Origin of the sequence: Microbacterium sp. CJ77, from assembly GCF_002911615.1 — a bacterium.
Taxonomy (GTDB): domain Bacteria; phylum Actinomycetota; class Actinomycetes; order Actinomycetales; family Microbacteriaceae; genus Microbacterium.
On the sequence record NZ_PQBR01000007.1, the window covers coordinates 91,579 to 105,728 of the forward strand.

A 14,150-nucleotide genomic window follows, 5' to 3' on the forward strand; every position below is an offset into this window, starting at 1 on the left:
TCAGCTCCCGCCCTGCGCCAGATGTTCGCGCAGGGTCGGGCCCGCGCGAAACTCGCGGATGAGGTGCTGCACGACCGCGCGCAGATCCCCACCCGCAGCATCCGCGACGTGCAACTGGCGCGAGTAGCTCGCACCACCGGTGAGGATCGCGTCGAGCCCGGCGAACTCGCGTGCGCAGTGCAGTTCTTCGGCGATCGTCTCGAGGCGCTCCATGGTCTCGCGGATGTGGTCGGCGACCGCCACCTGGGTGCCCTGGCGGTCGACGATCACGCGCGCGTCGAGGCCGTAGCGGGCGGCACGCCACTTGTTCTCGCGCACGAACCAGGGCTGGATGATCGTGAGATCCCGGCCCGCGTCGAGTTCGCGCGAAAAATGCTCGACCAGGGTCTGAACGAGCGCGGCGACCGCTGCGAGCTCGGGAAGAGTCGACATGCCGTCGCAGGCGCGCACCTCGATCGTGCCCCACCTCGGGGCCGGACGGATGTCCCACCGGACCTCGGTCGCATCCTCGATGACCCCGGTGCCGACCATGTCCGCGAGGTACTGCTCGTACTCGGCCCAGTTCGCGAGGGGCCAGGGGAGACCCGCGGTCGGCAGCTGCTGGAAGACGAGCGAGCGGTTCGACGCGTACCCCGTGCGCTCTCCGGCCCAGAACGGACTCGACGCCGAGAGAGCCTGCAGATGCGGCAGATAGACCGCCAGCGCGTTCACGATGGGCAGCACCTTGTCGGCATCGTTGACGCCGATGTGGACGTGGATGCCCCAGATCATCATGTTGCGTCCCCACCACTGGGTCCGCTCGATGAGGGTGTTGTAGCGGGTCTTGTCCGTGACGCTCTGCTCGAACCACTGGGCGAACGGATGGCTGCCCGCACAGAGCAATTCGACACCGAGGGGGTTCGTGATCTCGCGCACCGCCGCAATCGCGTCGGCGATGTCGTCGACGGCCGCCGCGACGGTGTCTCCCACGCCGCTGGTCACCTCGACGGTGTTCGTGAGCAGCTCTTCCGTGACGGTGTAGCGCTCGTGCTTCGTGGCTTCGCCGACGGGTCCCACCACCTCGGCCGCACGCCCGACCAGATCGCCCGAGTCCCCGTCGGCGAGCATGATCTCCCACTCGAGGCCCACCGTGGACCGACCGGAGGACGCGAAGGTCACAGTCATGCGCTCAGTCTGACACGCGGTCCGCGCCGGGCCCGTGACATCCGGATGGTTCGCGACGCACCCCGTCATCTGGCAGAATGGTGGGTCGGGTGGGCGCTCGACCCTCTATCCAGCGCCCGGTCCCTTCCATTTGAGCTTCCGCCGGGTGTGCACCCCACTCTCCAGGCGATCGGTTCGTCTTTTTCGTAATTCACATTCAGGAGAATCGTGGCTGTCAAAATTCGTCTCAAGCGCATGGGCAAGATCCGGGCGCCGTACTACCGCATCGTCGTCGCGGACTCGCGCACCAAGCGTGATGGCCGTGTCATCGAAGAGATCGGCAAGTACCACCCGACCGAGGAGCCCTCGTTCATCGAGGTCGACTCCGACCGTGCACAGTACTGGCTGAGCGTCGGCGCGCAGCCGACCGAGCAGGTGGCCGCGCTGTTGAAGCTCACCGGTGACTGGGGCAAGTTCAAGGGCGACAAGAACGCCGTGTCGACCGTCAAGGTCGCCGAGCCCAAGAAGCCGTTCGAGGCGGATGCCGCCAAGAAGGCCGTCCTCGTGCCGAAGGCCGAGAAGAAGGCTCCGAAGGCGGAAGAGTCCGACGCTCCCGCCGCTGACGCCGACGTCGACGCGAACGCGGCTGAGTAGTACGTTGCTTTCCGCCGCTCTCGAACACCTCGTGAAGGGCATCGTCGATCACCCCGACGACGTCCGGATCACGTCCGCAACCTCTCCTCGCGGGGAGGTCCTCGAGGTGCGCGTGCACCCCGACGATCGCGGGCGGGTGATCGGGCGCGGCGGACGCAACGCCAAGGCACTGCGTACCCTCATCGGCGCTCTCGCGGGAAGCCGACGCGTCCGCGTTGATGTCGCGGACGACTGACGTGGCCGAGAAGGCCACGCCGCCCGAGGGCGCGAAGACGCAGTTGCGAGTCGGACGCCTTGTGAAGGCGCACGGCCTCAAGGGCGCACTCAAGCTCGAGCTGTACACCGACGATCCCGCCGGTCGGTTCGCGCCCGGAGCATCCTTCACGCTCCAGGTGCCCGAATCGTCGGCCTGGCACGGGAAGACGCTGACCGTCCGCGAATTCCGCTGGATGAACACGCACCCCGTCGCGTTCTTCGAGGGCGTCGACGATCGTGACGCAGCCGAGGGCCTCGTCAAGGCGATCCTCTGGATCGATGCGGATGCCTCGGCTCAGCCGACGGAGGATGACGCCTGGTACGACCACCAGCTCGTCGGACTCGATGTGGTCCGCGACGGATCCGTCGTCGGGACCATCGTCCGCGTCGAGCACCTACCCGCCCAGGACCTGCTGATCGTCAAGGCGGGCGACAACGAGATCATGGTGCCTTTCGTCGCGGCGATCGTTCCCGAGGTCGACGTACAGGCGGGCCGTGTGACGGTCACACCGCCCCCGGGACTCTTCGAGGAGCTCGTCGACGACGATCAGGCCGATCGAGAGCTGCCCGAGCACGAGCCGAACGAGCACGCAGCACCGGATGCATCCGCCGACAGCGACGCAGCTGACGAGGACGACAAGCCGGAGGCCTGACGTGCGCATCGACGTCGTCTCGATCTTCCCCGGCTACTTCGATGCCCTCGAGGTCTCGCTGCTCGGCCGTGCACGAGGCGCTGGCCTTCTCGACATCCGTGTCCACGACCTCCGTGAGTGGACGCACGATCGCCATCGCACCGTGGACGACACCCCGTACGGTGGCGGCGCGGGAATGGTCATGAAGCCCGAACCGTGGGGTGCGGCGCTGGATGCGATCGTCGCGGAGTCCGCGACGACTTCGGGCGATGCCGCTGACCCCGAATCGGATGCATCGCGCCGACCCGTATTCATCTTCCCCTCGCCCGCTGGCGAGCTCTTCACCCAGGCCACGGCGCGCGAGCTGTCGCAGCGTCCTCACCTCGTGTTCGGGTGCGGCCGCTACGAGGGCATCGACGAGCGCGTGTTCACGTACGCCGCCGGCCTCGGTGAAGTCAGGCTGGTGAGCCTCGGCGACTACGTCCTGAACGGTGGTGAGGTCGCCGCGATGGCCATGATCGAGGCCGTGGGCCGTCTCATCCCGGGCGTCGTGGGCAACCCCGAGAGTCTCGTGGAAGAGTCGCACGAGGACGGGCTGTTGGAGTATCCGTCGTACACCAAGCCCTCGTCCTGGCGGGGTCTCGACGTGCCGCCGATACTCCTCAGTGGACACCACGCCGCCATCGAAGCGTGGCGGCGCGAACAGAGCGTCGAGCGCACGCGCGAGCGACGTCCGGACCTCCTGCCCTGACCCAGCGGCCCGAGCGCTACAGGCCCTCGATTCCCTTGCCGATCAGGACGAAGCCGAATACGAGCAGCAGCACGGCCATGATGGCGGCGTTGTGCTGGGTGAGCCAGTCCCGCAGCCGCGTCAGCACCTTTGCCGTCCTGTGCGGCGCGAGGGCGGCGGCAAGGACGATGGCAAGCACGGCGACCGAGGCGACCAGGACGTAGACGACACCGCTCGTGAGGGCGACGTCCGCAGCGACTCCGGCGGCGCCGATGGAGATGCCTGCAGCGATACCGAGCAGGGCATTCTTGGGGTTGGCGGCCGAGAGCAGCAGTCCGAGCCCGACGCTGCGGACCGGACCGGCCGACATGAGCCCCGACATCCATGCGGGCAGTTCGGCGTCGGCACCGCGCGTCGTGATCGCCTTCCGCACGGCGAGGAAGAGCAGAACGACACCTAAGACGATCCGAAGCCATCCGAAGATCGCGGGCGTGCTCCCCGCGCCTGCTCCGCTCAACAGACCCGCCGCGAATGCTCCGATCAGCACCACGACCCCGCAGCCGATGATCCATCCCGCCGCGAACGCGCTGCCGCTCAGACGGGGTCTGACGGACATCACGATGAGCACGGCGGCGATCAGGGGGATCGGGCTGAGGCCTGCGGCGACAGCGAGGGGCAGGATGTCGCCGATGACCTCGTTCATGCCCCGATCCTGACAGATGCGAGCATCCGGGCGCACAGCCACAGTTCGTTACGTGCCGTTCATCTCACGCAGCGCCAGTCACGCAAGAATCGAGCGGTGCCCGAGGTGCGGGCTCGAAGGGACACACATGCGCCGCGCGAAGATCGTTGCCACCCTGGGACCCGCCTCGTCGTCGTACGCGGTGATCGAGGGGCTCGTACGGGCGGGGATGGACATCGCTCGCCTGAACCTCAGTCATGGAGCATACGCGCAGCACGAGGAGTCGTACGCGAACGTTCGACGCGCTGCAGACAGCACGGGTCGAGCGGTGGGGATCCTCGTCGACCTGCAGGGGCCGAAGATCCGCCTCGGCCGTTTCGCGGACGGGCCGCACGTGCTCGATCCCGGCGACGTCTTCACGATCACGACCGAGGATGTCGTGGGCACCCGCGAGATCGTCGGCACGACCTTTGCGCCGCTGGCGCGCGACGTGCAGGTCGGGGATTCGATCCTGATCGACGACGGCAAGGTGCGGCTGCGCGTGCTCGAGACCGATGGCGTGAGCGTGCGCACCGAGGTCGTCGTCGGGGGAGCCGTTTCGAACAACAAGGGACTGAACCTGCCCGGCGTGGACGTCAAGGTACCGGCGCTGAGTGAGAAGGACGAGGCCGACCTGCGGTGGGCTCTGGCCCTCGGCGCCGACATGATCGCGCTGTCGTTCGTGCGCTCGGCGAAGGACGCCCATCCCGTCCGCCGCGTGATGGCGGAGGAGGGGAGGTTCATCCCGGTCATCGCGAAGATCGAGAAGCCCGAGGCCGTCGCCGTCCTGCACGAGATCGTCGACGCGTTCGATGGCGTGATGGTCGCGCGCGGTGATCTCGGGGTCGAGCTGCCGCTCGAGCAGGTCCCGATCGTGCAGAAGCGCGCGGTCGAGGATGCGCGGCGATGGGCCAAGCCCGTGATCGTGGCGACGCAGATGCTCGAGTCGATGATCGAGAATCCGGTGCCGACCCGCGCCGAGACGTCCGATGTCGCCAACGCGATCCTGGACGGAGCCGACGCCGTCATGCTCTCGGGAGAGACGGGCGTCGGCGCGCATCCGATCACGGTCGTCGAGACGATGGCGCGCATCATCGCCTCGACCGAGGAGCAGGGGCTCGATCGGATCGTGCCGCTCGGCACCAAGCCGCGCACGCAGGGCGGAGCTCTGACACTCGCCGCGGCGAGCATCGCCGACTTCGTCGACGCGAAGTACGTCTGCGTCTTCAGCCAGTCCGGGGACTCCGCGAGACGGATGGCCCGGCTGCGTTTCCGTTTGCCGACCCTGGCGTTCACCGATCTGGCGGCGACCCGTTCGCGGCTCGCCCTCTCGTGGGGCGTCGAGACGTTCCTCGTGCCGCGCGTACCGACGACGGACGAGTTGATGCGCATCGTCGACGAGGTCCTTCTGCAGGCCGGTCGCGCTCTGCCGGGCGACCGGGTGATCGTGACGGCGGGTTCGCCTCCGGGCATCGCGGGTTCGACCAACAACGTGCGGGTGCATCGCGTCGGCGACGGAGTGGGACCGGCTCTCGCGGCCGATCTCGCGGCGCGCGCTCCCGCGGCACCGCTCGCCTGAGCTGAGGCGCGCTCAGCGCGGAGGGCCTGGTTGCTCCGGAGGATCCTCCACCGCGGTGCGATCCTCCCGAGCAATCAGATCCTCGGAACGAACGAGGACGTGCGTGCCCTCAGCGCACCCCGAGGAACGAACGGTCGGTGAGCACGATCGGGCCGTCCGCGGTCAGCGCCACCGTGTGCTCGGCGTGAGCACCGCGCGAGCCGTCCGCGCTGCGCAGCGTCCAGCCATCCGGATCCGTGATGAGCTCGTCGGTCGTCTGCAGGAACCACGGCTCGAGCGCCACGACCAGGCCGGCGCGCAGCGGGTAGCCGCGTCCCGCCTTGCCGTCGTTCGGAATGTGCGGGTCGCCGTGCATGATGCGTCCCACTCCGTGTCCGCCGAAGTCCGTGTTGATCGAATAGCCCTCGCCGTGCGCGACGGCGGCGATCGCCGCGGAGATGTCGCCGATCCTGTGCCCGACGGTCGCGGTCGCGATCGCGGCATCCAGCGCACGCTCCGCGGTGTCGATCAGACGCAAGTCCTCGTCGCGCGGCGTGCCCACGACGAACGAGACGGCGGAGTCTGCGACCCAGCCATCGACCGAGACCGCGAAGTCGAGCGACACGAGGTCGCCGTCGCGCAGGACGTAGTCGTGGGGGAGTCCATGCAGCACGGCATCGTTGATCGACGTGCAGATGACCTTGCCGAACGGGCTCGCGCCGAACGACGGGTGGTAGTCGATGTAGCAGGATTCCGCTCCCGCGCGCGTGATCAGGTCGTGCGCGCGACGGTCGATCGCGAGCAGGTTGGTGCCGACTTTCGTCTCGTCGCGCAGTGTCGCGAGCGTTTCGGCGACGAACCGTCCCGCGGGACGCATCGCTTCGATCTCGGCGGGTGTGCGCAGTTCGATCATCGTGTTCCTTTCCTGCCGTCACGTCCATTGTGTCCGACTCCCGGGCCGTCCTTCCCCGTGAGCGCTGGGAGGTTGCCCAGCGCAGCGGTCTGAGCGCCCTCGCGGCACCCGTCGAGGCGTACCATCGTTCACATGTGGCTGCGGCGTGCATTCTTCCACTGGCTGATCCCAGCCGCTTTTCTGCTGCCCGTCTGGCTGCTGGTCGGCTGGGGTGTCTTCCAGGGCGGGGCCGGTCCCTTCCTCTGGGTGCTGTTCATCGCCGTGCCATCCGTGTTCCTCGGTCAGCTGCTTCTGACGCTGCTGGTTCGCGCTCGTCCGACCGTGCGCGCCCAGCGCGCCGTTTCGTGGTGGGATGTCGCGGGCTTCACGCTCTGGCATGCGCTGACGATCGCCGTCGGCTTCTTCGGCGCGTGGTTCGTCCCGCTCCTCGTCGGCGCCATCGTGGTGGCCATCACGCTGTTCTGGCTGAGCCTCTGGCAGCTCTGGAGTGAAGCTCGCTCCGGAACCGGCCGCATCGTGCTGCGTTATTCGAGTGCTTCTGGCGCCGCTGCAGCTGACGGCACAGCCTGGGACGGTGTACGCGCGGCGCGCGAGTCCGCGAACAGCGATGGTGAGGTCATCGTCCTCTCGGAGGTCAGCCAACCCGGTGAGGGTCGCGTCTCGCGCTGAGGCTCGGCGCGAAGCGTCCATCGCCCTCGCCGTCTGCCGGGTGACCCGACTGGTTTGGTCACCCCCGGCATCCGTGGCAGAATGGTCCCTTGTGCCGTGACCGACTCTGCCGCAGGGGAGTCCGCGGATCGCACCGATCCCGCACCGCACGTCTTTCATCCTTTTCACAACCTTCACCCGCGCCCGACCTGTGGCGGACGCAGAGAGACAGATCATGCAGATCCTCGACGCCGTCGATGCAGCATCGCTGCGCACAGACATTCCCGAGTTCGGCCCCGGCGACACCGTCAAGGTGCACGTCAACATCACGGAGGGCACCCGCTCGCGTATCCAGGTCTTCCAGGGCTTCGTGCTCGGTCGGTCGGGCGACGGTGTGCGCGAGACATTCACGGTCCGCAAGATCAGCTTCCAGGTCGGCGTGGAGCGTACGTTCCCCGTGCACAGCCCGGTGATCGACCACATCGAGGTCGTCACCCGCGGTGACGTTCGTCGCGCGAAGCTCTACTACATGCGCAACCTGCGCGGCAAGAAGGCGAAGATCAAGGAGAAGCGCGACAACTGAGTCGCCTTTTCCGAGAAGACCCCGTGGCTCGCGCTGCGGGGTTTTCTCTTTCGCCGGGTGATCAATCGATGCACGGATGTGTGCGCGCCCGCCACCCGCATGCCCCCGGATGTGCGACGCTTGAGGCACGGGCGCACGACACTTGCGAGCCGTGAAGGACGAGACCGTGAGCAGCCCCGCAACAGACACCCCTGAACCCGCGCCGCTCGTGCGCAGTCGTAGCCGGCGCCGCGGTGCGTTTGCGCTGCTGCGCGACATCGTGGTGATCGTGCTCGTCGCGGTGCTCGTGTCGTTCCTCGTCAAGACGTTCCTCGTGCGGTCGTTCTACATTCCCTCGGGGTCGATGGAGAACACGCTCCTCATAAACGACCGCATCCTCGTCGACGAGATCACGCCGCGGTTCGGCGGCTACGACCATGGCGATGTCGTTGTCTTTCGCGATCCGGGCGGGTGGCTGCCGCCCTCGACGCAGCCCGATCGTCCGCCCGTCGTCGAGGCGTGGGAATGGGTGCTGTCGCTCGTCGGTCTTGCCGCTCCCGATAGCGAGGACCACCTGATCAAGCGCGTTATCGGTCTGCCGGGCGACCATGTCGCGTGCTGCAACGCCCTCGGTCAGATCACGGTGAACGGCGTGCCGATCGACGAGTCCGAGTACCTTCTGATGCCTCCGGGCGAGACCGCGGCGTCCAGAGACGCCTTCGATGTCGTCGTCCCCGAGAACAGCCTGTGGGTGCTCGGAGACAACCGATACCGATCGAAGGACTCGCGCTACAACCAGGAGCAGCCGGGGCGCGGTTTCGTGCCTCTCGACAATGTCGTGGGCCGGGCGTTCCTCGTGACGTTCCCGTTCTCGCGCTTCGGCCCGATCGACTTCCATCACGGGGTTTTCGCCGGTGTTCCGGATCCCACGGATACCGCGGGGGCACTCGAGCGATGACGGTGATCGAGCCGCGTCTGACGCTGGAGCGTCGACTGCTGCGCGAACGGCCGATCGTGATCGCGTGCGACGAGGTCGGGCGTGGGGCCCTCGCGGGGCCGGTCGCGGTGGGTGCGACCGCCGTCGATGCAGCCGGCGCGCGCAAACGAGTACCGCAGGGGCTACGCGATTCGAAACTCGTTCCCGAGGCACGGAGAGCGGATGTCGCGGCGCGGGCGGAAGGGTGGGTCTGCGCGAGCGGGGTCGGTTGGGCATCGGCGGGAGAGGTCGATCAGTTCGGCATCATGCGAGCTCTCGGCCTCGCGGCTATGCGCGCACTCGACGATCTGCGGACGCACGGCATCGCCGTCGAGGACGGGATCGTCATTCTCGACGGCAACTACGACTACATCACGGCGGCCGGAGCACGAGGCCTGACGGTGCAGCCCGTCATCAAGGCCGACCGGGACTGCGCGAGTGCCGCCGCGGCATCCGTCATCGCGAAGGTCGCGCGCGACGCCGTGATGACCGGGCTGCACGACGATCTGCCGGCTTACCAATGGGCGCGGAACAAGGGCTACGCGAGCGTTGAGCATCGCCAGGCGATCGACCTCCATGGGCTCAGCGCCCACCATCGCGCGTCGTGGGCGATCGCACCCGCAACGCTCTTCTGAGACCCGAGGCGCTCGCCGACCGCGCGCCCTCAGCCGACAACGCCCCTCCGGCGAGCGCGGCCCGGCACGATCCGGACGCGGGGCGCCGGGGTAACTAGGATGGAACAACCATGGATGACGATGTCTTCGAGGATTACGACCGCGAACTCGAGCTGGCGCTCTTTCGCGAATACCGCGACGTCGTCTCGCAGTTCCAGTTCGTGATCGAGACCGAGCGGCGCTTCTATCTCGCCAACGAGGTCAATGTCGTGCGCCGCGACACCGAGCACGACTTCTACTTCGAGATCACGATGAACGACGTGTGGGTGTGGGATATCTACCGCGCCGACCGGTTCGTGAAGTCGGTGCGCGTTCTGACCTTCAAGGACGTCAACGTCGAGGAGCTCTCGCGCCGCGACTTCGAACTGCCGCAGGAGCTCTCGCTCGACGGCGAGTAGTTCGCTCGATCCTCCACAGAGGCTCCTGTCTCCGGTGATCCCCGGATCGTCCCTGCGTGCGTTGCGGGGCGCCTCCGCCCTGCGAGGGTTGACCCGCATCGACCGCCGGTCGAGCGGAAGGGGCGGTCAGTGGCGCAGAAGGACGAGCGCGGAAAAGCCGGAGAGCAACGTGCCGCCGAGTATCTCGAGCGCCTCGGCTACGCCGTGGTCGATCGCAACTGGCGTTGTGATCAGGGCGAGCTCGATATCGTCGCGTGTCAGGGCGACGACCTCGTCTTCATCGAGGTCAAGACCCGTCGCGGAATCGGCTACGGGCATCCGTTCGAAGCGATCACTCCCGAGAAGTTCGCGCGACTGCATCGACTCGCTATCGCGTGGATCATCGCGCATCCGGGTTCCGGGTGGGGACGAAGCATCCGGATCGATGCGATCGGCATCGTGGGAGACGACCCGACGACGGGCACGCTCGAGCACCTCGAGGCGCTCCGTTGACCATCGCGCGCACGTGGGGCGTCGCGCTCAGCGGAATCGACGGATCGCTCGTCGAAGTCGAGGCAGACCTGTCGAGCCAACTGCCGGAATTCCGGCTGATCGGGCTCCCCGACAAGGCACTCGGTGAGGCGCAGCTGCGCGTTCGCAACGCGACGGCGAATTGCGGGATGCCCCTGCCCGCCCGTCGATTGACGGTGAACCTCTCGCCCGCCAGCCTGCCGAAGCACGGATCCGGATTCGACGTGGCGATCGCCGTCGCAGCGCTCGCGACGGCCGGAGGTTTCGATCCCGCGTCTCTGACCCAGACCGTGCATCTGGGCGAGCTCGGGCTCGACGGTCGGCTGCGCCCGGTGCCCGGGATTCTGCCCGCGGTGCTCGCGGCCGCACGAGCGGGTATCCGCCGCGTCGTCGTGCCCCACGCGAACGTCGACGAAGCGCGGCTGATCGAGGGAGTGCGGGTGCTCGGTGCCGTCTCGCTCGTCGATGTGGCTCGCGCCCACGGCGTGGACGTGCCCGAACTCGACCTGGCGCCCGTGCCGCGCACCGCGGCGCCGGTGGCCTCGCATCGACCGCCCGAACTCGCCGAGGTTGTGGGTCAGCGCGAGGCCGTCGAGGCGCTGATCGCCGCTGCGGCGGGAGGGCACCATCTGCTGATGTCGGGCCCGCCCGGGGCGGGAAAGACGATGATCGCCGAACGGCTGCCGGGAATTCTCCCTCCGCTCGGTGACGCCGAAGCCCTCGAGACCGCGGCGCTGCGTTCGCTCTCCGGCGAGGCCGTCGACGCGCTCAGCCGCACACCTCCCCTGGAAGCCCCGCATCACAGCGCCTCGATGGCGGCCCTCGTCGGGGGCGGCAGTCGGCTCGTCCGCCCCGGCGCGATCGCGCGGGCTTCGGGAGGCGTGCTGTTCTTGGACGAAGCCGGGGAGTTTCCCGCATCCGTCCTCGATGCGCTGAGACTTCCGCTCGAGAAGGGACAGATCACGATCCATCGCTCGGGTGTGTCGGCGACCTTCCCCGCACGGTTCCAGCTCGTGCTGGCGACCAATCCGTGTCCGTGCGGGCATCACGGCGTGCCGGGCGGGTCCTGCACGTGCCCGCCGCAGGCGATCCGCCGGTACGTCGGACGCCTGTCGGGCCCGCTGCTCGATCGGGTCGATATCCGCTTCGGTCTGGTGCGGGTCTCGCGCGTTCCGGGCCGAGCCGAGGCCGACACGATCACGACGGCGGTCGCGCGGGAGCGCGTCGCCGAGGCACGGGATCGTGCGCGGCGGCGCCTGAGCGAGACTCCCTGGCAGACGAATGCGCAGGCGTCCGGATCGTGGCTGCGCCAGGGTCCGCTCGCGCTCGCGCCCGAGGTGCGCCGCCCGCTCGATGGGGCGCTGCAACGAGGAGCCCTCACGCTTCGGGGGTATGACCGCACCCTCCGCGTCGCGTGGACCTTGGCCGACCTCGGCGGACGTGATCGTCCCACGCTCGACGACATCGGTCGGGCGCTGTTTCTGCGCAAGGGAGTTCACGCGTGAACGCGGAGCTGCCGGAGCACGCCGATGATCGCCGCGCTCAGCTCGGCGCGATCGTCTCGCCGGGCCGAGACGACCAGGGAATATCGGATGCGTGGGCGCGGGCGATCTGGAGCCGGATCAGCGAACCGGGCGACGGCGTTGCGGGGCACCTGGTGGCTGCTCTGGGGGCCGAGGGCGCGCTGCGCGAGGTCCGAGCTCGGGCATCCTCACGATCTCGCCCACGATCGCCTGCGTTCACGGCGGGGCTCAAGCGCTGGCTGCCGCGCCTGAACCCCATCGCGGTCGAGGGGATGTTCCGCACGGCACGGTTCGCACGGCTCCGGCTGATCACGCCAGCCGATCCCGAGTGGCCGCGTGGTCTCGCCGATCTCGGCGCGCATTCCCCGCTCGTGCTGTGGGTTCGGGGGTCGGGGCGCGCCCTGCTCACGGGCGAGCCTCGCGTTGCGCTGGTGGGAGCGCGCGCGTGCACGGCATACGGTGAGCTCGTCGCGGGGGACCTCGCCGCTGATCTGGCGGACCGTGGGGTGAGCGTGGTGTCCGGTGCAGCCTTCGGTATCGACGGGGCTGCGCATCGCGCCGCGCTCGGTACGGGCGGAACCACGATCGCTGTGCTGGCAGGTGGCGTGGACCGGCCATACCCGTCGAGTCACTCGGACATGATCGAGAGCATCGCCGAGACCGGTGCCGTCATCGGCGAGATCGCGCCCGGCGCCGCTCCCACCAAGTCACGCTTCTTGCAGCGGAACAGGGTTATCGCCGCGATGTCCGAGGCGACCGTGGTCGTCGAAGCGGGTTGGCGCAGCGGATCGCTCAACACGGCGGGTCACGCGGCGGCCCTGGGGCGCCCGCTCGGCGCCGTGCCGGGGCCGATCACCTCCGCGACCTCCGCGGGCTGTCATCGCCTGCTGCGGGAGTTCGACGCGACGTGCGTCACCTCGGCGGCGGACATCATCGAGCTGACCGGCTGGGATGCTGCGCCGAATCGGTTCCCGGCACCGGCGGGCGGGGTCCCCGCCGATGGGGCACCCGGTGCGGTCGCCGGGGCTGGAGAGGTCGTTGCGGCGGCCGCGGGCAGCGACCGGAGCGCCGAACAAACGCGTGTGCTCGAGGCGACCGACAGGCGGGCACGCAGATCGAGCGACGAGATCGCGCGGAGGGCCGGCACGACGCCCGCGCATGTGGAGGCGCAGCTCGGTCTATGGGAACTCGAGGGGCTGGTGGTGCGTGAGGACGACGGATGGCGGCGCGCCGCCGCGCGGTCGGCCCGGGGATGAGCGCATGCTGGGCGGGTGGACTGGCACGATGCATCGGAGGCGTTCGAGACGCACCTGCGAACCGTGCGCCGCCTGTCTCCCGCAACGACGCGTGCGTACCGCGCCGACCTGCGCGACCTGATCGAGGTCGCGCTGCTCACCGGAGTGCAGACGCCCGCCGAGACCGACCTGGGACTGCTGCGCGAATGGCAGGGGCAAGCGAGCGAGCGCGGCGATGCGCGGGCGACCCTCGCGCGTCGTACCGCGGCCATCCGGTCGTTCTTCGCGTGGGCGCTGGAAGCGGGGATCGTGACGCAGGATCCGAGCCTGCGCCTGGTCGCGCCCAAGCGCGGACGGACGCTGCCGACAGTCGCGACCGCTCCTGCCGTCGCCGAAATGCTCGACGGGCTGGCCGCTCTCGCCGAGGGCGGCGACCCGCTTCCGCTCCGTGATCGGGCGATGCTCGAACTGCTGTACGGCGCGGGTATCCGTGTCTCGGAGCTGTGCGGTCTGGACATCGGTGACCTCGACCTCGATCGGGGCACCGCGCGAGTCCTCGGCAAGGGCTCCAAGGAACGCGTCGTGCCGTTCGGCGTTCCCGCTCGGCGCGCGATAGAGGCCTACGTGACGCGAGGGAGGCCCGAACTCGTCGTGGAGCACTTCGGTGACGGTGCGGCGGCGGCCCGGGGGAGCGGTAGCGCGCTGTTCCTCGGCTCACGCGGGGGCAGGATCTCACCGCGGACGGTCTACGACGTCGTCTCGCACCGCCTGGCTCCCACCCTCGGCGTGGAGCACATCGGCCCCCACGCACTCCGCCACTCGGCGGCGACTCATCTGCTCGACGGCGGTGCTGATCTGCGGACGGTGCAAGAGATCCTCGGGCACGCGAGCCTCGGTACGACGCAGATCTACACGCACGTCTCGAGCGAACGTCTGCGCGCGGCCTACCGCCTGGCGCACCCGCGCGCTTGAGGGCCGGCATGTCGCGACCGTTCGTGGGTGCCCGACGGCGGGCGTT

General features: G+C 68.8%; 17 protein-coding genes. 14 read left to right on the top strand and 3 right to left on the bottom strand.

Annotated elements, in window-relative coordinates; translation table 11 throughout:
* On the bottom strand, nucleotides 1-1,164 hold the full coding sequence (locus C2868_RS06310; RefSeq protein ID WP_100811344.1) for a glutamate--cysteine ligase: 1,164 nt from the start codon (nucleotides 1,162-1,164) through the stop codon (nucleotides 1-3).
* A gap of 207 nt (nucleotides 1,165-1,371) precedes the next feature.
* On the opposite strand from C2868_RS06310, the gene rpsP reads away from it, so the two are divergent.
* From rpsP to trmD, 4 genes are read left to right on the top strand one after another with little or no spacing between them, the layout of a single operon-like run.
* The gene (gene rpsP / locus C2868_RS06315; RefSeq protein ID WP_100810867.1) at nucleotides 1,372-1,797 is read left to right on the top strand and encodes a 30S ribosomal protein S16; all 426 of its coding nucleotides are present in this window, start codon (nucleotides 1,372-1,374) and stop codon (nucleotides 1,795-1,797) included.
* A 4-nt stretch (nucleotides 1,798-1,801) separates the two neighbouring features.
* Nucleotides 1,802-2,032 carry an RNA-binding protein gene (locus tag C2868_RS06320; protein WP_100810866.1) on the top strand — a complete coding sequence of 77 codons (231 nt, stop codon included), beginning with the start codon at nucleotides 1,802-1,804 and terminating at the stop codon, nucleotides 2,030-2,032.
* Entirely contained in the window at nucleotides 2,016-2,705 is a 690-nt protein-coding gene (gene rimM, locus C2868_RS06325; protein ID WP_100810865.1) for a ribosome maturation factor RimM, read from the top strand. Before C2868_RS06320 ends, rimM begins: the two co-directional genes overlap by 17 nt.
* A gap of 1 nt (nucleotide 2,706) precedes the next feature.
* On the top strand, nucleotides 2,707-3,435 hold the full coding sequence (gene trmD, locus C2868_RS06330; RefSeq protein ID WP_100810864.1) for a tRNA (guanosine(37)-N1)-methyltransferase TrmD: 729 nt from the start codon (nucleotides 2,707-2,709) through the stop codon (nucleotides 3,433-3,435).
* 16 nt (nucleotides 3,436-3,451) lie between these two features.
* Here the strand turns inward: trmD and C2868_RS06335 are convergent, their stop codons facing one another.
* On the bottom strand, nucleotides 3,452-4,117 hold the full coding sequence (locus C2868_RS06335) for a GAP family protein (protein WP_100810863.1): 666 nt from the start codon (nucleotides 4,115-4,117) through the stop codon (nucleotides 3,452-3,454).
* Nucleotides 4,118-4,244: 127 nt separating this feature from the next.
* On the opposite strand from C2868_RS06335, the gene pyk reads away from it, so the two are divergent.
* Nucleotides 4,245-5,714: a pyruvate kinase gene (gene pyk / locus C2868_RS06340; protein WP_100810862.1), complete on the top strand. Its 1,470-nt coding sequence runs from the start codon at nucleotides 4,245-4,247 to the stop codon at nucleotides 5,712-5,714.
* Between the two features lie 109 nt (nucleotides 5,715-5,823).
* Here pyk and map read toward each other — a convergent pair whose 3' ends face one another.
* A complete protein-coding gene (map, locus tag C2868_RS06345; RefSeq protein ID WP_100810861.1) occupies nucleotides 5,824-6,606 on the bottom strand; it encodes a type I methionyl aminopeptidase in 783 nt (260 codons plus the stop codon).
* Between the two features lie 132 nt (nucleotides 6,607-6,738).
* Here map and C2868_RS06350 point away from each other — a divergent pair, with 132 nt between their 5' ends.
* From C2868_RS06350 to C2868_RS06390, 9 genes are all read left to right on the top strand, one after another.
* Entirely contained in the window at nucleotides 6,739-7,275 is a 537-nt protein-coding gene (locus tag C2868_RS06350; RefSeq protein WP_100810860.1) for an MFS transporter permease, read from the top strand.
* Nucleotides 7,276-7,489: 214 nt separating this feature from the next.
* Nucleotides 7,490-7,837, top strand: a complete 348-nt coding sequence (gene rplS / locus C2868_RS06355) for a 50S ribosomal protein L19 (protein WP_100810859.1) — start codon at nucleotides 7,490-7,492, stop codon at nucleotides 7,835-7,837.
* A 166-nt stretch (nucleotides 7,838-8,003) separates the two neighbouring features.
* Complete coding sequence (lepB, locus tag C2868_RS06360) at nucleotides 8,004-8,774, top strand: signal peptidase I (RefSeq protein WP_100811343.1); 771 nt, start codon at nucleotides 8,004-8,006, stop codon at nucleotides 8,772-8,774.
* Nucleotides 8,771-9,427, top strand: a complete 657-nt coding sequence (locus tag C2868_RS06365; protein WP_100810858.1) for a ribonuclease HII — start codon at nucleotides 8,771-8,773, stop codon at nucleotides 9,425-9,427. The genes lepB and C2868_RS06365 overlap by 4 nt, the downstream gene beginning before the upstream one ends.
* A 110-nt stretch (nucleotides 9,428-9,537) precedes the next feature.
* Nucleotides 9,538-9,864, top strand: a complete 327-nt coding sequence (locus C2868_RS06370; RefSeq protein ID WP_100810857.1) for a DUF2469 family protein — start codon at nucleotides 9,538-9,540, stop codon at nucleotides 9,862-9,864.
* 129 nt (nucleotides 9,865-9,993) lie between these two features.
* Nucleotides 9,994-10,356 carry a YraN family protein gene (locus tag C2868_RS06375; protein ID WP_100810856.1) on the top strand — a complete coding sequence of 121 codons (363 nt, stop codon included), beginning with the start codon at nucleotides 9,994-9,996 and terminating at the stop codon, nucleotides 10,354-10,356.
* On the top strand, nucleotides 10,353-11,879 hold the full coding sequence (locus tag C2868_RS06380) for a YifB family Mg chelatase-like AAA ATPase (RefSeq protein WP_100810855.1): 1,527 nt from the start codon (nucleotides 10,353-10,355) through the stop codon (nucleotides 11,877-11,879). Before C2868_RS06375 ends, C2868_RS06380 begins: the two co-directional genes overlap by 4 nt.
* The gene (dprA, locus tag C2868_RS06385) at nucleotides 11,876-13,153 is read left to right on the top strand and encodes a DNA-processing protein DprA (RefSeq protein WP_232711180.1); all 1,278 of its coding nucleotides are present in this window, start codon (nucleotides 11,876-11,878) and stop codon (nucleotides 13,151-13,153) included. The genes C2868_RS06380 and dprA overlap by 4 nt, the downstream gene beginning before the upstream one ends.
* A 15-nt stretch (nucleotides 13,154-13,168) precedes the next feature.
* Nucleotides 13,169-14,104 carry a tyrosine recombinase XerC gene (locus C2868_RS06390; RefSeq protein WP_100810854.1) on the top strand — a complete coding sequence of 312 codons (936 nt, stop codon included), beginning with the start codon at nucleotides 13,169-13,171 and terminating at the stop codon, nucleotides 14,102-14,104.
* The last annotated feature ends 46 nt before the right edge of the window (nucleotides 14,105-14,150 follow it).